The sequence below is a fragment of the Shimia thalassica genome, assembly GCF_001458215.1.
Taxonomy (GTDB): Bacteria; Pseudomonadota; Alphaproteobacteria; order Rhodobacterales; family Rhodobacteraceae; genus Shimia; species Shimia thalassica.
Genome location: NZ_CYTW01000001.1, coordinates 1194960 through 1209089 on the forward strand (window position 1 = coordinate 1194960; position 14130 = coordinate 1209089).

Annotated in this window: 11 protein-coding genes; 9 read left to right on the top strand and 2 right to left on the bottom strand. The window is 57.4% G+C overall.

What is annotated here, in order from left to right:
- Nucleotides 1-70 precede the first annotated feature (70 nt).
- From murB to PH7735_RS05575, 9 genes are all read left to right on the top strand, one after another.
- Nucleotides 71-997, top strand: a complete 927-nt coding sequence (murB, locus tag PH7735_RS05535; protein ID WP_058311161.1) for a UDP-N-acetylmuramate dehydrogenase — start codon at nucleotides 71-73, stop codon at nucleotides 995-997.
- A gap of 85 nt (nucleotides 998-1082) precedes the next feature.
- Complete coding sequence (locus PH7735_RS05540; RefSeq protein WP_199534974.1) at nucleotides 1083-1997, top strand: D-alanine--D-alanine ligase; 915 nt, start codon at nucleotides 1083-1085, stop codon at nucleotides 1995-1997.
- A complete protein-coding gene (locus PH7735_RS05545) occupies nucleotides 1985-2863 on the top strand; it encodes a cell division protein FtsQ/DivIB (RefSeq protein ID WP_233488268.1) in 879 nt (292 codons plus the stop codon). Before PH7735_RS05540 ends, PH7735_RS05545 begins: the two co-directional genes overlap by 13 nt.
- Nucleotides 2860-4194 carry a cell division protein FtsA gene (gene ftsA, locus PH7735_RS05550; protein WP_058310288.1) on the top strand — a complete coding sequence of 445 codons (1335 nt, stop codon included), beginning with the start codon at nucleotides 2860-2862 and terminating at the stop codon, nucleotides 4192-4194. Before PH7735_RS05545 ends, ftsA begins: the two co-directional genes overlap by 4 nt.
- Nucleotides 4195-4548: 354 nt before the next feature.
- Nucleotides 4549-6201, top strand: coding sequence for a cell division protein FtsZ (ftsZ, locus tag PH7735_RS05555; RefSeq protein ID WP_058310289.1), 1653 nt, complete (start codon nucleotides 4549-4551; stop codon nucleotides 6199-6201).
- Nucleotides 6202-6406: 205 nt separating this feature from the next.
- The gene (lpxC, locus tag PH7735_RS05560; RefSeq protein ID WP_058310290.1) at nucleotides 6407-7327 is read left to right on the top strand and encodes a UDP-3-O-acyl-N-acetylglucosamine deacetylase; all 921 of its coding nucleotides are present in this window, start codon (nucleotides 6407-6409) and stop codon (nucleotides 7325-7327) included.
- Nucleotides 7328-7437: 110 nt separating this feature from the next.
- Complete coding sequence (locus PH7735_RS05565; protein ID WP_058310291.1) at nucleotides 7438-8292, top strand: outer membrane protein assembly factor BamD; 855 nt, start codon at nucleotides 7438-7440, stop codon at nucleotides 8290-8292.
- Between the two features lie 35 nt (nucleotides 8293-8327).
- On the top strand, nucleotides 8328-9974 hold the full coding sequence (gene recN / locus PH7735_RS05570; RefSeq protein WP_058310292.1) for a DNA repair protein RecN: 1647 nt from the start codon (nucleotides 8328-8330) through the stop codon (nucleotides 9972-9974).
- 132 nt (nucleotides 9975-10106) lie between these two features.
- Nucleotides 10107-11795 (top strand): chloride channel protein, encoded by a 1689-nt coding sequence (locus tag PH7735_RS05575; protein ID WP_058310293.1) that lies wholly within the window; start codon nucleotides 10107-10109, stop codon nucleotides 11793-11795.
- Nucleotides 11796-11849: 54 nt separating this feature from the next.
- On the opposite strand, the gene PH7735_RS05580 is transcribed toward PH7735_RS05575, so the two are convergent.
- Nucleotides 11850-12194 carry a DUF427 domain-containing protein gene (locus PH7735_RS05580; protein WP_058310294.1) on the bottom strand — a complete coding sequence of 115 codons (345 nt, stop codon included), beginning with the start codon at nucleotides 12192-12194 and terminating at the stop codon, nucleotides 11850-11852.
- Nucleotides 12195-12278: 84 nt separating this feature from the next.
- Nucleotides 12279-14081, bottom strand: coding sequence for an aminopeptidase P family protein (locus tag PH7735_RS05585; RefSeq protein ID WP_058310295.1), 1803 nt, complete (start codon nucleotides 14079-14081; stop codon nucleotides 12279-12281).
- Between the last annotated feature and the right edge of the window lie 49 nt (nucleotides 14082-14130).

The window sequence follows — 14130 nt, forward strand, 5'->3', positions numbered from 1 at the left end:
TGGGCTGCTTGTGTTTTGGCAAAGACTTTCGCAAAAGAGCGCGATCAACTCTCTTAGAATGGACCTTCCGATGACCCAGATGCCTGATGTCCGTGGCAAACTGACCCCGAACAAGGATTTGTCCGGATTGACATGGCTGCGCGTGGGCGGGGCGGCTGACTGGTTGTTTCAACCGGCAGACGTCGACGATCTTGCGGGTTTTCTGCGCAACCTTGATGCATCGGTCGATATCTTTCCCATGGGTGTCGGAAGCAATCTGATTGTGCGGGACGGTGGTCTTCGTGCGGTCGTGATCCGGATGGGGCGCGGTTTCAACGACATCACGGTTGAGGGCAATCGTGTGACTGCAGGCGTTGCCGCGCTGGACGCGCATGTTGCGAGGAAAGCAGCAGAGGCTGGCGTTGACCTGACCTTTTTGAGAACAATTCCCGGCGCCGTTGGGGGCGCTGTGCGGATGAATGCAGGCTGTTATGGCTCCTATGTGGCAGACGCCTTTATCAGCGCAAAGGCCGTCACCCGCGCGGGCGAAATTGTTGATCTCTCAGCTGGTGATTTGAATTTTCGCTATCGTCAGACCGATCTGCCCAAAGGATGGGTGATTGTCAGCGCAACCTTCGAAGGCCCTTCTGGTGATCCGGATGTTCTTGCAGCACGCATGGACGAGCAACTGGCCAAACGTGACGCAACCCAGCCCACCAAGGACCGGACAGCCGGCAGTACCTTTCGAAACCCTGCCGGTTTTTCCAGCACAGGCAAAGCAGATGATGTGCATGATCTGAAGGCATGGAAAGTCATTGATGATGCAGGAATGCGCGGCGCACGTGTCGGCGGCGCGCAGATGAGCGAGAAGCATTCGAACTTTATGATCAACACCGGTGGCGCATCCGCCGCTGATCTGGAAAATCTCGGTGAAGAAGTCAGAAAAAGGGTTTTCCAAAACAGCGGAATAACGCTAGAATGGGAAATCATGCGCGTCGGCGAACCGACGGCAAAATAACTTCCGGCCCACAGGCAAAAAATCGGGGCGGAATATCTAATAAAAACAAGACCGAAACGGTCTGGGACATTGAGGCACACAGGGTATGTCGAGCAGGGCAAACCCCAAAGTGGCGGTATTGATGGGTGGACCCTCGGCTGAGCGCGAGGTGTCACTGACGTCAGGGCGTGAATGCGCAGCTGCACTGAGGGACGCAGGGTATGAAGTGGTTGAGGTCGATGCAGGGCTTGACCTTGTTGCACGCCTGAATGAAATCAAACCGGATGTATGTTTCAACGCCCTTCATGGTCGATGGGGCGAAGACGGATGTGTGCAGGGCATTCTTGAATGGCTGGGCATCCCGTATACGCATTCCGGTGTTCTGGCCTCTGCCTTGGCGATGGACAAGCAACGCTCCAAAGACGTCTATAAATCTGCGGGCCTTCCTGTCGTCGAAAGTGTTATTGCGGCACGTGACACCGTGCGCCAGCAACACGTGATGACACCTCCTTATGTCGTGAAACCCAACAGCGAAGGCTCCTCTGTCGGGGTCTACCTTGTTAATGAGGCCGCAAATGGTCCCCCACAGCTTTCGGATGATATGCCCGAACATGTGATGGTCGAGACCTTTGCGCCGGGTCGGGAAATGACCACAACCGTGATGGGCGATCGGGCGCTGTCAGTCACTGATATTCTGACGGATGGCTGGTATGACTACGACGCCAAATACAAAGTTGGCGGATCACGCCATGTCATTCCGGCAGACATTCCCAAGCAGATTTTTGATGCCTGTCTCGACTATGCCCTGCGCGCCCACAATGTGCTGGGCTGTCGTGGTGTAAGCCGGACGGATTTCCGCTGGGATGAAACCCGTGGTCTTGACGGGTTGATCTTGCTCGAGACGAACACACAACCGGGGATGACTCCAACTTCTTTGGCGCCCGAACAGGCGACTGAAATCGGCATGAGTTTTTCCGAACTCTGCGCATGGATGGTGGAGGACGCCTCGTGCAACAGGTAGGCGTGAAATGTGATCCGGCCCCGTCAAAATGGGCTTATCGCTTTGAGCGTTTGATGCTGACCCCGCTGTTCCGTCTGGTACTGCGGGTCTTTCTGCCGTTTCTGCTGGTCTTCTTTGTTGCCGGCGTCTGGTTGTCGAACGAAGACCGCCGCGACCAGCTTCGTATGATTGCCAACGACTTCAAGTCCAGCATCCAGTCGCGCCCAGAGTTTATGGTAAATGTGATGGCCATTGATGGTGCCAGCACCGGGATTGCCGAAGATATCCTCGAGATCGTGCCAATCGATTTCCCGGCGAGTTCCTTTGACCTCGATCTGGATCATATTCGCGAACGGGTCGCCGAACTGCCTGCGGTGGCAAGTGCGACGGTGCGTATCCGTCCGGGCGGCATCATGCAGGTGACAGTCACCGAGCGCGACCCGGCGGTTTTGTGGCGTACCCGCGAAGGGCTGATGCTTGTTGATCGCGAAGGCTTTGTGATCTCGGTCGGGCGAACACGGAAGCTGCACGCCGAATTGCCGCTGATTGCGGGCGACGGTGCAGAAAACCACGTAGAAGAAGCACTTTCGATTTATGCGGCTGCGGGGCCTTTGTTGCCGCGCGTTCGCGGGTTGGTGCGCATGGGCGAGCGGCGCTGGGATCTGGTGCTGGACCGCGACCAGCGCATTTTGCTGCCCGAAACGGGGGCTGTGCAGGCGCTGGAACGCGTTATCGCCCTGAACCAGGCACAAGAAATGTTGGCGCGCGACCTGATGGTTGTGGACATGCGTCTGGACAATCGTCCGACGATCCGCATCGCAGAACGCGCAGTCGAAGAATGGTGGCGTATCCGACAGCTGTCATACGGGAATACGAGGGATAAATGATCGAGATCTACGAAACACAACGTGCCATGCGCAACATGCGCAAAGCGGCAATGCAACGCGGTGTCGTGGCGGTTCTGGATGTGGGAACATTCAAGATTTCCTGCCTCGTGCTTCGGTTTGACGGCACGGACAGCCAGAACGAAGTCGAAGGCGTCGGGTCGATGGCCGGGCAAACAGGATTTCGGGTCATCGGTGCGGCGACCACACGGTCACGCGGCGTGCGTTTCGGTGAAATCGACGCGATGCAGGAAACAGAGCGGGCCATCAGGACCGCCATTCAGGCAGCGCAAAAAATGGCGCGCATTCGTGTCGACCATGTCATCGCCTGTTTTTCTGGTGCGGCGCCGCGGTCCTATGGTCTTGCGGGCAAGATCGCACTTGAAGGACACGTGGTAACCGAACATGACGTCGCGCGTGTTCTGGCAGAGTGTGACGTGCCTGATTTCGGATTTGGCCGCGAAGTGCTGCATGCGCAGCCCGTGAACTTTGCGCTGGATCACCGCTCTGGTCTGAACGACCCAAGAGGTCAAATGGGGCAGGAGTTGTCAACGGACATGCATATGCTTACCGTTGATGCCACAGCGGTGCAGAACCTTGCTTACTGTGTAAAGCGATGTGATCTGGAACTGGCGGGCATTGCCTCTTCTGCCTATGTGGCGGGCATGGCGTCGCTTGTCGAAGACGAGCAAGAACTGGGTGCGGCGTGCATCGACATTGGTGGTGGTGCCACCGGTATTTCCATCTTTATGAAAAAGCATATGATCTATGCGGATACGGTTCGCATGGGGGGCGATCATGTCACAAGCGACATCTCGATGGGGCTTCAGGTGCCGACCGCGGTGGCCGAGCGTATCAAGACGCGCAATGGCGGCGTTGTAGCGACGGGAATGGATGACCGTGACCTGATCGAACTTGAAGGCGAGACGGGTGATTGGGAACACGACCGCCGCACAGTGAGCCGCGCCGAACTGATTGGCATTATGCGTCCGCGTGTTGAGGAAATCCTTGAAGAAGTCCGCGAACGTCTGGACGCCGCCGGGTTTGAGCATTTGCCCAGCCAGCAAATTGTCCTGACAGGCGGCAGCAGCCAGATTCCGGGACTGGACGGTCTGGCTTCGAAGATTTTGGGCCAGCAAGTGCGTCTGGGACGCCCGATGCGCGTTCACGGATTGCCGCAGGCCGCCACAGGCCCTGGTTTCTCGAGTGCTGTGGGCATGTGCCTTTATGCGACGCATCCACAGGACGAATGGTGGGACTTTGATCTTCCGATCGAAAGATCCTCGGTACGCACCATCCGCCGCGCGGTCCGCTGGCTGCGTGACAATTGGTAAAGACAGGCACGCTTTTTAGGGATGACGGCCATTTGTGAATGGGGTAACGTTATCCACAAGAGCCTGTGGATAGGTTCATTTGAAAGGCCGGGCAGTGGTCTTCTGATTTGATTTGTTAAAACGTTTTCGGCGCAGCGCGTCGAGGCGCACACCTTTGCGTTTGTGCCTCATCCGGCAAACACCGCTATATCTGCACAAATAGGCAAAATGCCGCGTGTTGTACCCATCATTTTGCCATATTTCGTGGCACTTCGTGCTTTTTCTAATGACGCTTCCCCTTGCTTTCGCTAATAATAAGAGGGAATAAGCAGAAAAAGCGCCCGTATCAGCGGGGAAAAAGACAGGCGGAACCTTATGACTTTGAATCTTATGATGCCCGATCAAGCGGACCTTAAGCCCAGCATCACCGTATTCGGTGTTGGCGGTGCAGGTGGCAACGCTGTGAACAACATGATTGCGAAAGAACTTGATGGGGTCGAGTTCGTTGTCGCGAACACAGACGCTCAAGCGCTTCAGCAAAGTGCCTCGAAACACCGCATCCAATTGGGTGTAAAAGTAACCGAAGGTCTCGGGGCAGGGGCACGCGCAAGCGTTGGTGCTGCAGCCGCCGAAGAAAGCATCGAACAAATTGTCGATCAGCTGGCTGGCTCGCACATGTGCTTTATCACCGCGGGTATGGGCGGCGGCACCGGTACAGGTGCCGCGCCGATCATCGCCCAAGCCGCGCGAGAGCTGGGTGTGCTGACCGTTGGTGTTGTGACCAAGCCGTTCCAGTTCGAAGGCGCCAAACGGATGCGCCAGGCGGAAGACGGTGTTGATGCGCTGCAAAAAGTTGTCGACACGCTGATCATCATTCCAAACCAGAACCTGTTCCGTCTTGCCAACGAAAAGACCACCTTTACCGAGGCGTTTTCGCTGGCGGATGATGTCCTGTATCAGGGCGTTAAAGGTGTGACCGATCTGATGGTCCGTCCCGGCCTGATCAACCTCGACTTTGCCGACGTGCGCGCCGTCATGGACGAGATGGGCAAAGCGATGATGGGCACAGGCGAAGCCGAAGGTGAAGATCGCGCAACACAGGCGGCCGAAAAGGCCATCGCCAACCCGTTGCTGGACGAGATTTCGCTGCGCGGCGCCAAAGGCGTTCTGATCAACATCACCGGTGGCAACGATCTGACCCTGTTCGAACTGGACGAGGCCGCCAACCGGATTCGCGAAGAAGTCGATCCAGAAGCCAACATCATTGTGGGTTCGACTTTGGATGAAAGCATCGAAGGCGGCATGCGCGTTTCGGTTGTTGCAACGGGCATCGACGCTCTTGCTGTTGATAACGAAATTCCGATCCCGCGCCGCCCAATGGCACGCCCTCTGGCGCCAACCATTGAAGCAGAGCCTGTAAACGAAGACATCGTTGAGCCTCAGGTCCAGATGACGGAAACACCGTCAATGGAAGCTGCGGCCGAGCCATCGCTGTTCGGTGAAATGGATGCCGAGCGTGCAGCCGCATCCGAGCAGATGGAAGATATCTTCGAAGAAGAACTGCTTGAGGATGAGCTTCCTGCACCGGTCTATCAGGCCCGCGTTGAAGAATTTGTTCCACAAGCCATCGAAGAAGATGAAGTCGAAGCTTTTGTCGCGCCCAAAGCGCCGGCGCCCGGCACGCCTTCTGCTGATGCGATGCGTCGTCTTCAGGCTGCGGTTTCCAAAGCACCGACAGGAGCACCTGCAGCGCCACGTCCGGCGGCCACCGAAGCTGCACCTCATGCCGAAAGCCATGCACAGCATGCGCAGGCGGATGATCGTGGTGGTCGGTTTGGCCTGAATTCTCTGATTGGTCGTATGACTGGCGGTCACGGAGCCGAGCAGCCAGCAGCGCGCCCCGCGGCGTCACCTGCACCTCAGGCGCGCCAGCAGCCCAGCATGCACGCGGTTCAGCCGGAGCCGGAAATGGACGAAGATCAGGAGCGGATCGAAATTCCCGCATTCCTGCGTCGTCAAGCAAACTAATTTCATAAAATCTGTCAACGAGAGGGCCGCTTTTTAAGCGGCCTTTTCTTTTGTTTTCAGATGCTTGTGCGGTTCTGAGCGGTATTTTGCCAAACTGTTACAGGGATGTTTCATACCGTTACAATGTTTGAATTGTGATGCGCAGGCAGAGCGTCTACCTCATGATTGCGGAAACCTCTATGGGCCGCGCCATCTGGGGAACATTGTGCAAAACACTCTGCGTACATCAGTCCGTTTCACGGGACAGGGCCTTCACTCGGGCGAAGCTGTCGAATTGACGATTCATCCTGCTTCGGCAGATTATGGCATCTGGTTCAAACGGACAGACATTCTCTTGGGGGACCGAATGGTGCCTGCACGTTGGGACGTCGTTGAACAAACGGCATTGTGTACGCGAATCGTTAACGCGGCGGGTGTTTCTGTTTCCACCATCGAACACATCATGGCAGCATTGGCCGGCACCGGGGTGCACAACGCCCTGATCGAAGTCGACGGTCCCGAAGTGCCGATTCTTGATGGCAGTGCGGCGGATTTTGTCCGCGGCATTCTCAAGGCAGGCCTGATCAAACAGCACCGTCCTGTGCGTGCCATCGAAATTCTCAAACCGGTGACGGTTACACGCGGCGACGCGAGCGCAACCCTGACGCCTGCCGACCACATGCAGATCGATTTTCACATCGATTTTGAAGACCGCGCAATCGGTGTTCAGGACAAATCTCTGGTCATGGCAAACGGCAGCTTTGTGCGCGAGCTGTGTGACAGCCGCACGTTCTGTCGTCAGGCCGACGTTGATGCCATGCACGCACAAGGCCTCGCCCTGGGTGGTAATCTGGAAAACGCAGTGGTTGTTGACGGCGACAAAGTGCTGAGCCCCGGTGGCCTGCGCCACAAGGATGAAGCCGTGCGCCACAAAATGCTGGACGCACTTGGCGATCTGTTTCTTGCGGGAGCGCCAATTCTTGGAAAATACACGGGCTGTCGTGCGGGGCACTCGCTGACAAACGAATTGTTGCGTCAGCTTTTTGCAACGCCCGGTGCCTTCCGCGTCGTTGAATGCGACAGCGAAACAGCTGCAATCCTGCCTGGGGCAGGGGTGCATTGGGCAGAAATCCCCGCTGTTGCATGAAACCTGTTACTGAAATTGCCTAAAGGCGTTTTGCACCGGAAAATTCTGTGCTAACAGCTTGTGATAAGAAAGGGCTTGTCCCTGAAAAGTCGAACAAGAGGTTGTGCAGCATGACGGGCAGCGGATCGCGTGCAAAGCTGATCGGTGCAGTGGCTTTGATTGCACTGCTTGGTGGCTGCGCCACAAGTACCGCTGAGAAAGCGCGACGTGGTGATATCGCCATGGAGCAGTTTACGGCTCAGCAGGTCTTTGAACGTGGCGAATACGAGCTAGCCCGCAATCGCGGCGAGGATGCTGCCTTCTATTTCGGGGAGGTCGAGCGCCTTTACCCCTATTCAGAGTGGGCCCAACGCGCCCTGATCATGCAGGCGTTTTCCTTCCATCAAGATGAAATGTATCCCGAAAGCCGATCCGCGGCGCAGCGTTACATTGATTTCTATCCTGCGGATGATGATGCGGCTTATGCCCAGTATCTTCTGGCGCTTAGCTATTATGACCAGATTGACGAAGTCGGTCGCGATCAGGGGCTGACCTTTCAGGCCCTGCAAGCCCTGCGCGGTGTGATCGAGAACTATCCCGACAGTGAATACGCCAATGCGGCGATGTTGAAATTCGATCTGGCGTTTGACCACCTTGCCGGAAAAGAAATGGAAGTTGGCCGCTATTACCTACGCCGCGAGCATTACTCGGCCGCGATCAGCCGTTTCCGCGTCGTGGTCGAAGACTTTCAGACGACGACACATACACCCGAAGCATTGCACCGTTTGGTCGAGGCCTATCTCGCACTGGGTCTGACAGCCGAGGCGCAGACCGCAGGGGCGATTCTGGGGTACAACTACCAATCGTCGGAATGGTACGAAGACAGCTACAAACTTTTGAATGGTCGGGGGCTTGAACTTGAGGCCGCGAGCGATGGATGGCTCAGAAGAGTCTATCGTCAGACCGTCCAAGGCAAGTGGCTGTAAAGGATGGCGGGTGAATTTCCCGCCAGCATCTGACTATGCTGCGTACACTTGATATTCGGGACATGCTTATCATTGATCAGCTGGAATTGAGTTTTCAGCCTGGTCTGAATGTGCTGACCGGGGAAACCGGTGCGGGTAAATCTATCCTTCTGGATTCGCTTGGATTTGTTCTGGGGTGGCGTGGCCGCGCAGAACTGGTGCGTTCCGGTGCCGCCCAAGGTGAAGTTGTGGCGGTTTTTGACCTTCCCGACGGACATCCCGCGCACGATATTCTGGAAGATGCGGGCTTGCCTGGCGGAGACGAGTTGATCCTGCGTCGTGTGAACGGGCGGGATGGCCGGAAAACCGCGTGGGTCAATGATCGCCGCTGTTCTGGTGAAGCCCTGCGCCGTTTGTCGGAAACCCTGATTGAATTGCATGGCCAGCACGATGATCGCGGGCTGTTGAATCCAAAGGGACACCGCGACCTTCTGGATGCTTTTGGGAACCTGTCGGGGCTGCGCAAAGATGTGCGTGGCGCATGGCAGGCGCTTGCCGCGCGCCGGAAAGATCTGGCGGCTGCGGAAACGGCACTGGCCGAGGTTCAGGCCGAAGAAGAGTTCTTGCGCCATGCCGTGGAAGAGTTGGACAAACTTGATCCTCAGGCAGGTGAAGAGGCCGAACTGGACCAGCGTCGCCGCATGATGCAAAACGCTGAGAAAGTTCGTGAGGGGATTTCGCGCGCGCACAGTGCTCTTGGCAATGAAGGTGCCGAAGGCGCGATGGGAGACGCGCTTCGGTGGCTCGAGGGCGCATTGGACGGGGCCGATGGCCATCTGGACGAACCGATGGGGGCGCTAGAGCGCGCCATGAATGAACTGTCCGATGCGGTGGACGGGGTCGAGCGCTGTCTCGAAGCGTTGGACTTCAATCCACACGAGCTGGAAGAGATTGAAGAGCGTTTGTTCGCCATTCGCGGTTTGGCCAGAAAACACAGCGTTGCCCCGGACGAGTTGGGCCCCTTTGCCGATGACCTGAGGGGAAAGCTGGCCGCCCTTGATGCGGGTGCCGGAAATATCGCGGCGTTGAAAGACGCTTTGACTGGCGCACAGGACACCTATTCACAGGCGGCGGCTGTCTTGAGTGCCGCGCGCAAGGAAGCAGCGCAGCGCCTAGATGCAGATGTTTCTGCCGAGCTTGCGCCCCTGAAGATGGAGCGCGCCGTATTTGCGACCGAGATACGCGAAGCCGACGCTTCGGCGGACGGGCAGGATCTTGTTGAGTTTACCGTTGCGACCAATCCGGGCGCCCCTTCGGGTCCCTTGGGCAAGATCGCCTCTGGCGGGGAACTGAGCCGGTTTTTGCTGGCTCTCAAGGTCTGTCTCACGGCGGATGTCAGCGGCCTGACCATGATTTTTGATGAGATCGACCGAGGGGTTGGTGGTGCAACCGCGGATGCCGTCGGGCGCAGATTGGCGTCGTTGGCTGCTGACGGTCAGGTGCTTGTCGTGACACATTCGCCGCAGGTTGCCGCGTTGGGCGCGCATCACTGGCGAGTGGCCAAACACGTCGAAAATGACCAAACCCTGTCGACCGTGACCCCGTTGGACAGCGATGAGAGGATTGATGAAATCGCGCGTATGTTGTCCGGCGATACCATCACGGATGAGGCCCGTGCGGCTGCGCGGGCGTTGTTGGTCTAGGGGCCTTTTCGGTTTCTATGCAAATCTCCCACACCTGTTAAGCGCTATGCGCGGCAAACGCTGTTTCCTGATGCACCGCTGTCATGTTTCAGTCTAAGTTTAAAGACAGAGCAATCTGGCGATCCTGCACTGATGAACAACTCATTCCGCACCTTCTTTGCCGACAGCCTGAGACAGGCGCGCAATACCTGCAAGGGCGGATGGCGGGTGCTTGTCGACAAGGGCCCAAGCCAGTTCCAGTTCTGGTTGATCAGCCTCGTGATCGGGATCGCGGCAGGGTTTTCCGCCCTGTTTTTCCGAAAAGGTATCAACTGGTTACAGTCCACCCTTTATGGCACCGATGACCTGACCACGTTGCACAGCTTTGCCGATACGCTGCCGTGGTACATGTTGCTGCTTATCCCGATTGCGGGCGGCTTAGTGGTTGGGGTGATCCTGCACAAATACACGCCGGACGGGCGTGTGCGTTCTGTGGCGGATGTGATTGAAGGGGCGGCTCTGAACGAAGGCCGCGTCGAAAAGCGAGAAGGACTGGCCTCTGCGCTGGCATCGCTCATCACGCTTAGTTCCGGCGGATCTTCGGGCCGGGAAGGGCCTGTGGTGCATATGGCCGCCGTGATCTCAAGCTGGGTCAGCAATCGGATCAAGGCAAACGGCATTACCGGACGCGATTTGCTGGGCTGCGCTGTCGCGGCAGCTGTTTCCGCCTCGTTTAATGCCCCCATCGCGGGGGCCCTTTTCGCACTAGAGGTGGTTTTGCGCCATTTCGCGGTGCATGCCTTTGCCCCGATTACCATCGCCAGCGTGGCGGGCACGGTCATCAACCGGTTGGAATTTGGGGACGTGACCGAATTTCACCTGCCGGATTCCGGCGCCCTGCAGTTCTATCAGGAACTTCCCGCGTTTTTGATGTTGGGCGGATTGTGCGGCTTTGTTGCCGTTGCATTGATGTGGACGATTTTCTGGGCCGAAGACATGGCAAATGTGATTCAGGCGCGGTCGCGCATCCCTCGTTGGTTGCGACCAGCGATCTCTGGGGCGTTGTTGGGGGGCTTGGCGATCTGGTTCCCGCATATCATCGGGGTTGGGTACGAGACCACATCGGCCGCACTGACGGGCAAATTGGTATTGCACGAGGCGATCGTGTTTGCGGTTCTCAAAGTTGTGGCCGTTTCGATCACAATGGCAGGGCGCATGGGCGGCGGCGTGTTTTCTCCGGCGTTGATGGTTGGGGCGCTGACGGGTCTTGCCTTTGGACTGATCGCGACAAGCGTGTTTCCCGAGGTGTCCGGAACGATCACGCTTTATGCCTTGGCGGGAATGGGGGCCGTTGCTGCGGCGGTTCTGGGCGCGCCAATTTCGACGACCCTGATCGTGTTCGAATTGACAGGCGACTGGCAAACGGGCCTTGCCGTGATGGTGAGCGTGTCCATCTCAACGGCGCTTGGTTCTCGTCTTGTGGACCGGTCTTTCTTCCTGTCACAGTTGGAAAGACGCAACGTGCATCTGGCGGCAGGACCACAGGCCTATCTGTTGTCGACCTTTAACGTGGGCGCAGTGATGCGGGACAAAAACCACAAACGCGCGGCCCCCGAAGATGTCTGCTGGAAGATGATTTCAGACGGCATTTATGTCGATGGCAACGCCACGCTGGAAGCGGCCATGCCCATATTCGACAAGGCGGGGGTGACCTTTATTCCCGTGGTGACCCTGTCCGGCGAAGGGCAGCCTCCGGAACTGTGGGGGGCACTGTTCCATGTTGATGCGCTCAAAGCCTATAACAGGGCCTTGGCTGCGACGGCTGCGGAAGAACACAGCTAGAGAAATGCAAAGGCGCGCCAATCCCTAACATCTTATCAATCCGAAAGCTCGGGCTTATACCCGTTCGACGGCGACCTCGTCGGTCGAGTAGAATGCGATATAGTCCTTGATCCGTTCAGCGCCCTCAACAGGGGCTTCATAGCTCCAACCGGCGTTCTTGATCGTTTTTGACTTGGTTACGATCGAAAAATAGGTGGCGTCGCCTTTGTGCGGGCAGTGGGTGCTGTGATCGCTGGCGTCGAGAAATGCCATGGCGATGTCAGCGCGAGGAAAATAGATCACAGGCGCCAGGTCACCTTCACTCAGCTCTAACGCATCTACGCTTTCGCCCAATGTTGCGCCGCCGGCGCGAACAACCCAGTTGCCGCCCGCTTTGCGGATGGTGATCTTTTTGTCCATGTCCAATTTCCCTCAAATTCAGTCTGGCGCATCTTCGCGGATGCATATGACACATTCGTGTCAGACGGCCGTGCCTCTGTACCCTTACAGTGGCGCCGTCGCGCGATCCAACCAGAAAGCGACGTCTTTGGCTAGTCTTGGCGTCAGGATATGACGACACGTCGCATGGTACGCATCGATCCAGGCGCGTTCGTCAGGTGTCAAAAGAGACGTTTCGATCAATTTTCGATCAATCGGCACCCAGGTCAGCGTTTTGAACTGAAGCATCTCGCGATGGGCATCACCGCTGGCAAGGGCAGGGGCCTTTTCTACAAGAACAAGGTTCTCGATGCGGATGCCAAAGGCGTCGGGCCGATAATAGCCGGGCTCATTTGACAGGATCATGCCTGCCTCAAGGGGCACGTCAGACATCCGGCTAAGACGTTGTGGTCCCTCGTGAACACAAAGATACACCCCAACACCATGGCCCAATCCATGATCAAAATCCTGACCCGCAGCCCAAAGCGGCACGCGCCCGACAGCTTCGAGGTGTTTGCCGGCCAAGCCCTGAGGCCAGCGCAGCTTGGAAATCGCGATGACACCTTGCAGGACACGGGTAAAGGCCGCGCGTTCCTCTGCGCCGACGTCCCCGACCGGCAAAGTGCGCGTGATATCGGTGGTGCCATCGCGGTATTGGCCGCCACTGTCCAGCACCAAAAGATCACCGTCTTGCAATGTCCGGTTGGTGTCATGGGTCACGCGATAGTGGATCACGGCGCCATTTGGACCCGTGCCCGCAATCGTGTCAAAGCTGATATCCAATAGCGCATTGGTGGTACGGCGGGCCTCTTCCAGCCGGGTCACAACGTCGATCTCGGTTATACCGGTCTGCGCATGGGCGTCGAACCACGCCAGAAAATCACACACGGCCGCCGCATCGCGCAGGTGGGCTTCGGTGGTGCCCTGAATCTCGGCTTCGTTTTTGCGCGCCTTGGGAAGTGCACAGGGATCATCGCCGCGCATCATGTCGATCCCGGCAGTTGCAAGAGCTTCCTGAACTGCGACAGGGGCGCTTGAGGCATCCAGCAATACAGGCCCCGAAAGGGTGCGCAGTGTCGTGAGAAACAGGTCGGGCACATGTTCGCGAATATCCGGCCCCAGGTGATCATCTTCCAGCGCTTCAAGTTTTACCGGATCAATGAACAGGTCCATGTGACCGGTGTCATGCAGGATCGCAAACCCGTGTGGCACGGGGTTTCGCGGAATATCCGCCCCGCGAATGTTCAGAAGCCATGCAATACTGTCGGGCAGGGTGATGACCGCCGCACGGCAACCCTTTTGGGACACCGTCTGCGCAAGTCTGGCACGTTTGTCCGCATGGCTTTCCCCTGCAAGGGCGCGGGGCTGTGCAACAACGGGTGCCTGTGGCGGATCGGGTTGGTCTTCCCAGATCCGATCAACCAAGTTTTGTACCGGCACGATCGAAATCTCGCTGCCCTTCAACGCCTTGGACAGGGCTTCGATCTGGTCGATGGTGTGCAGCCAGGGGTCAAAGCCGATCTTGGCACCCGCCGCTGCATGGCTGCGCAGCCACGGACCAAGTTGTGTTTCCGGCCAATCCACTGGCGTGAAAACATCCGCAACCTGCTGTTTGACCTGAACCCGATAGCGTCCATCAACAAACACGCCTGCCGTGTCCGTCAGAGCAGCGCAAAAGCCGGCGGACCCTGTGAAACCTGTCAGCCAAGCCAATCGGTCGTCGCGTGCGGCGACATATTCGCCTTGGTGGGCGTCTGCGCGTGGCACAAGGAACCCGTCTAGGCCCTCTGCAATCAGTTCCTGACGCAAAGCCGCAAGACGAGGAGGGCCCTGTTCCGGTGTGGATGTCGCGTTGAAATCCTGGAACATGGCTGCTCTCCTCAAATCTGTTTTTTGTTTATCCCGGTGCCGTTGAACC

Bases quoted from the DNA above. Each gene is read 5' to 3' on its own strand.
- murB (WP_058311161.1), top strand. From the start codon at position 71: ATGACCCAGATGCCTGATGTCCGTGGCAAACTGACCCCGAACAAGGAT.
- PH7735_RS05540 (WP_199534974.1), top strand. From the start codon at position 1,083: ATGTCGAGCAGGGCAAACCCCAAAGTGGCGGTATTGATGGGTGGACCC.
- ftsA (WP_058310288.1), top strand. From the start codon at position 2,860: ATGATCGAGATCTACGAAACACAACGTGCCATGCGCAACATGCGCAAA.
- ftsZ (WP_058310289.1), top strand. From the start codon at position 4,549: ATGACTTTGAATCTTATGATGCCCGATCAAGCGGACCTTAAGCCCAGC.
- PH7735_RS05565 (WP_058310291.1), top strand. From the start codon at position 7,438: ATGACGGGCAGCGGATCGCGTGCAAAGCTGATCGGTGCAGTGGCTTTG.
- recN (WP_058310292.1), top strand. From the start codon at position 8,328: ATGCTGCGTACACTTGATATTCGGGACATGCTTATCATTGATCAGCTG.
- PH7735_RS05575 (WP_058310293.1), top strand. From the start codon at position 10,107: ATGAACAACTCATTCCGCACCTTCTTTGCCGACAGCCTGAGACAGGCG.
- PH7735_RS05580 (WP_058310294.1), bottom strand. From the start codon at position 12,194: ATGGACAAAAAGATCACCATCCGCAAAGCGGGCGGCAACTGGGTTGTT.
- PH7735_RS05585 (WP_058310295.1), bottom strand. From the start codon at position 14,081: ATGTTCCAGGATTTCAACGCGACATCCACACCGGAACAGGGCCCTCCT.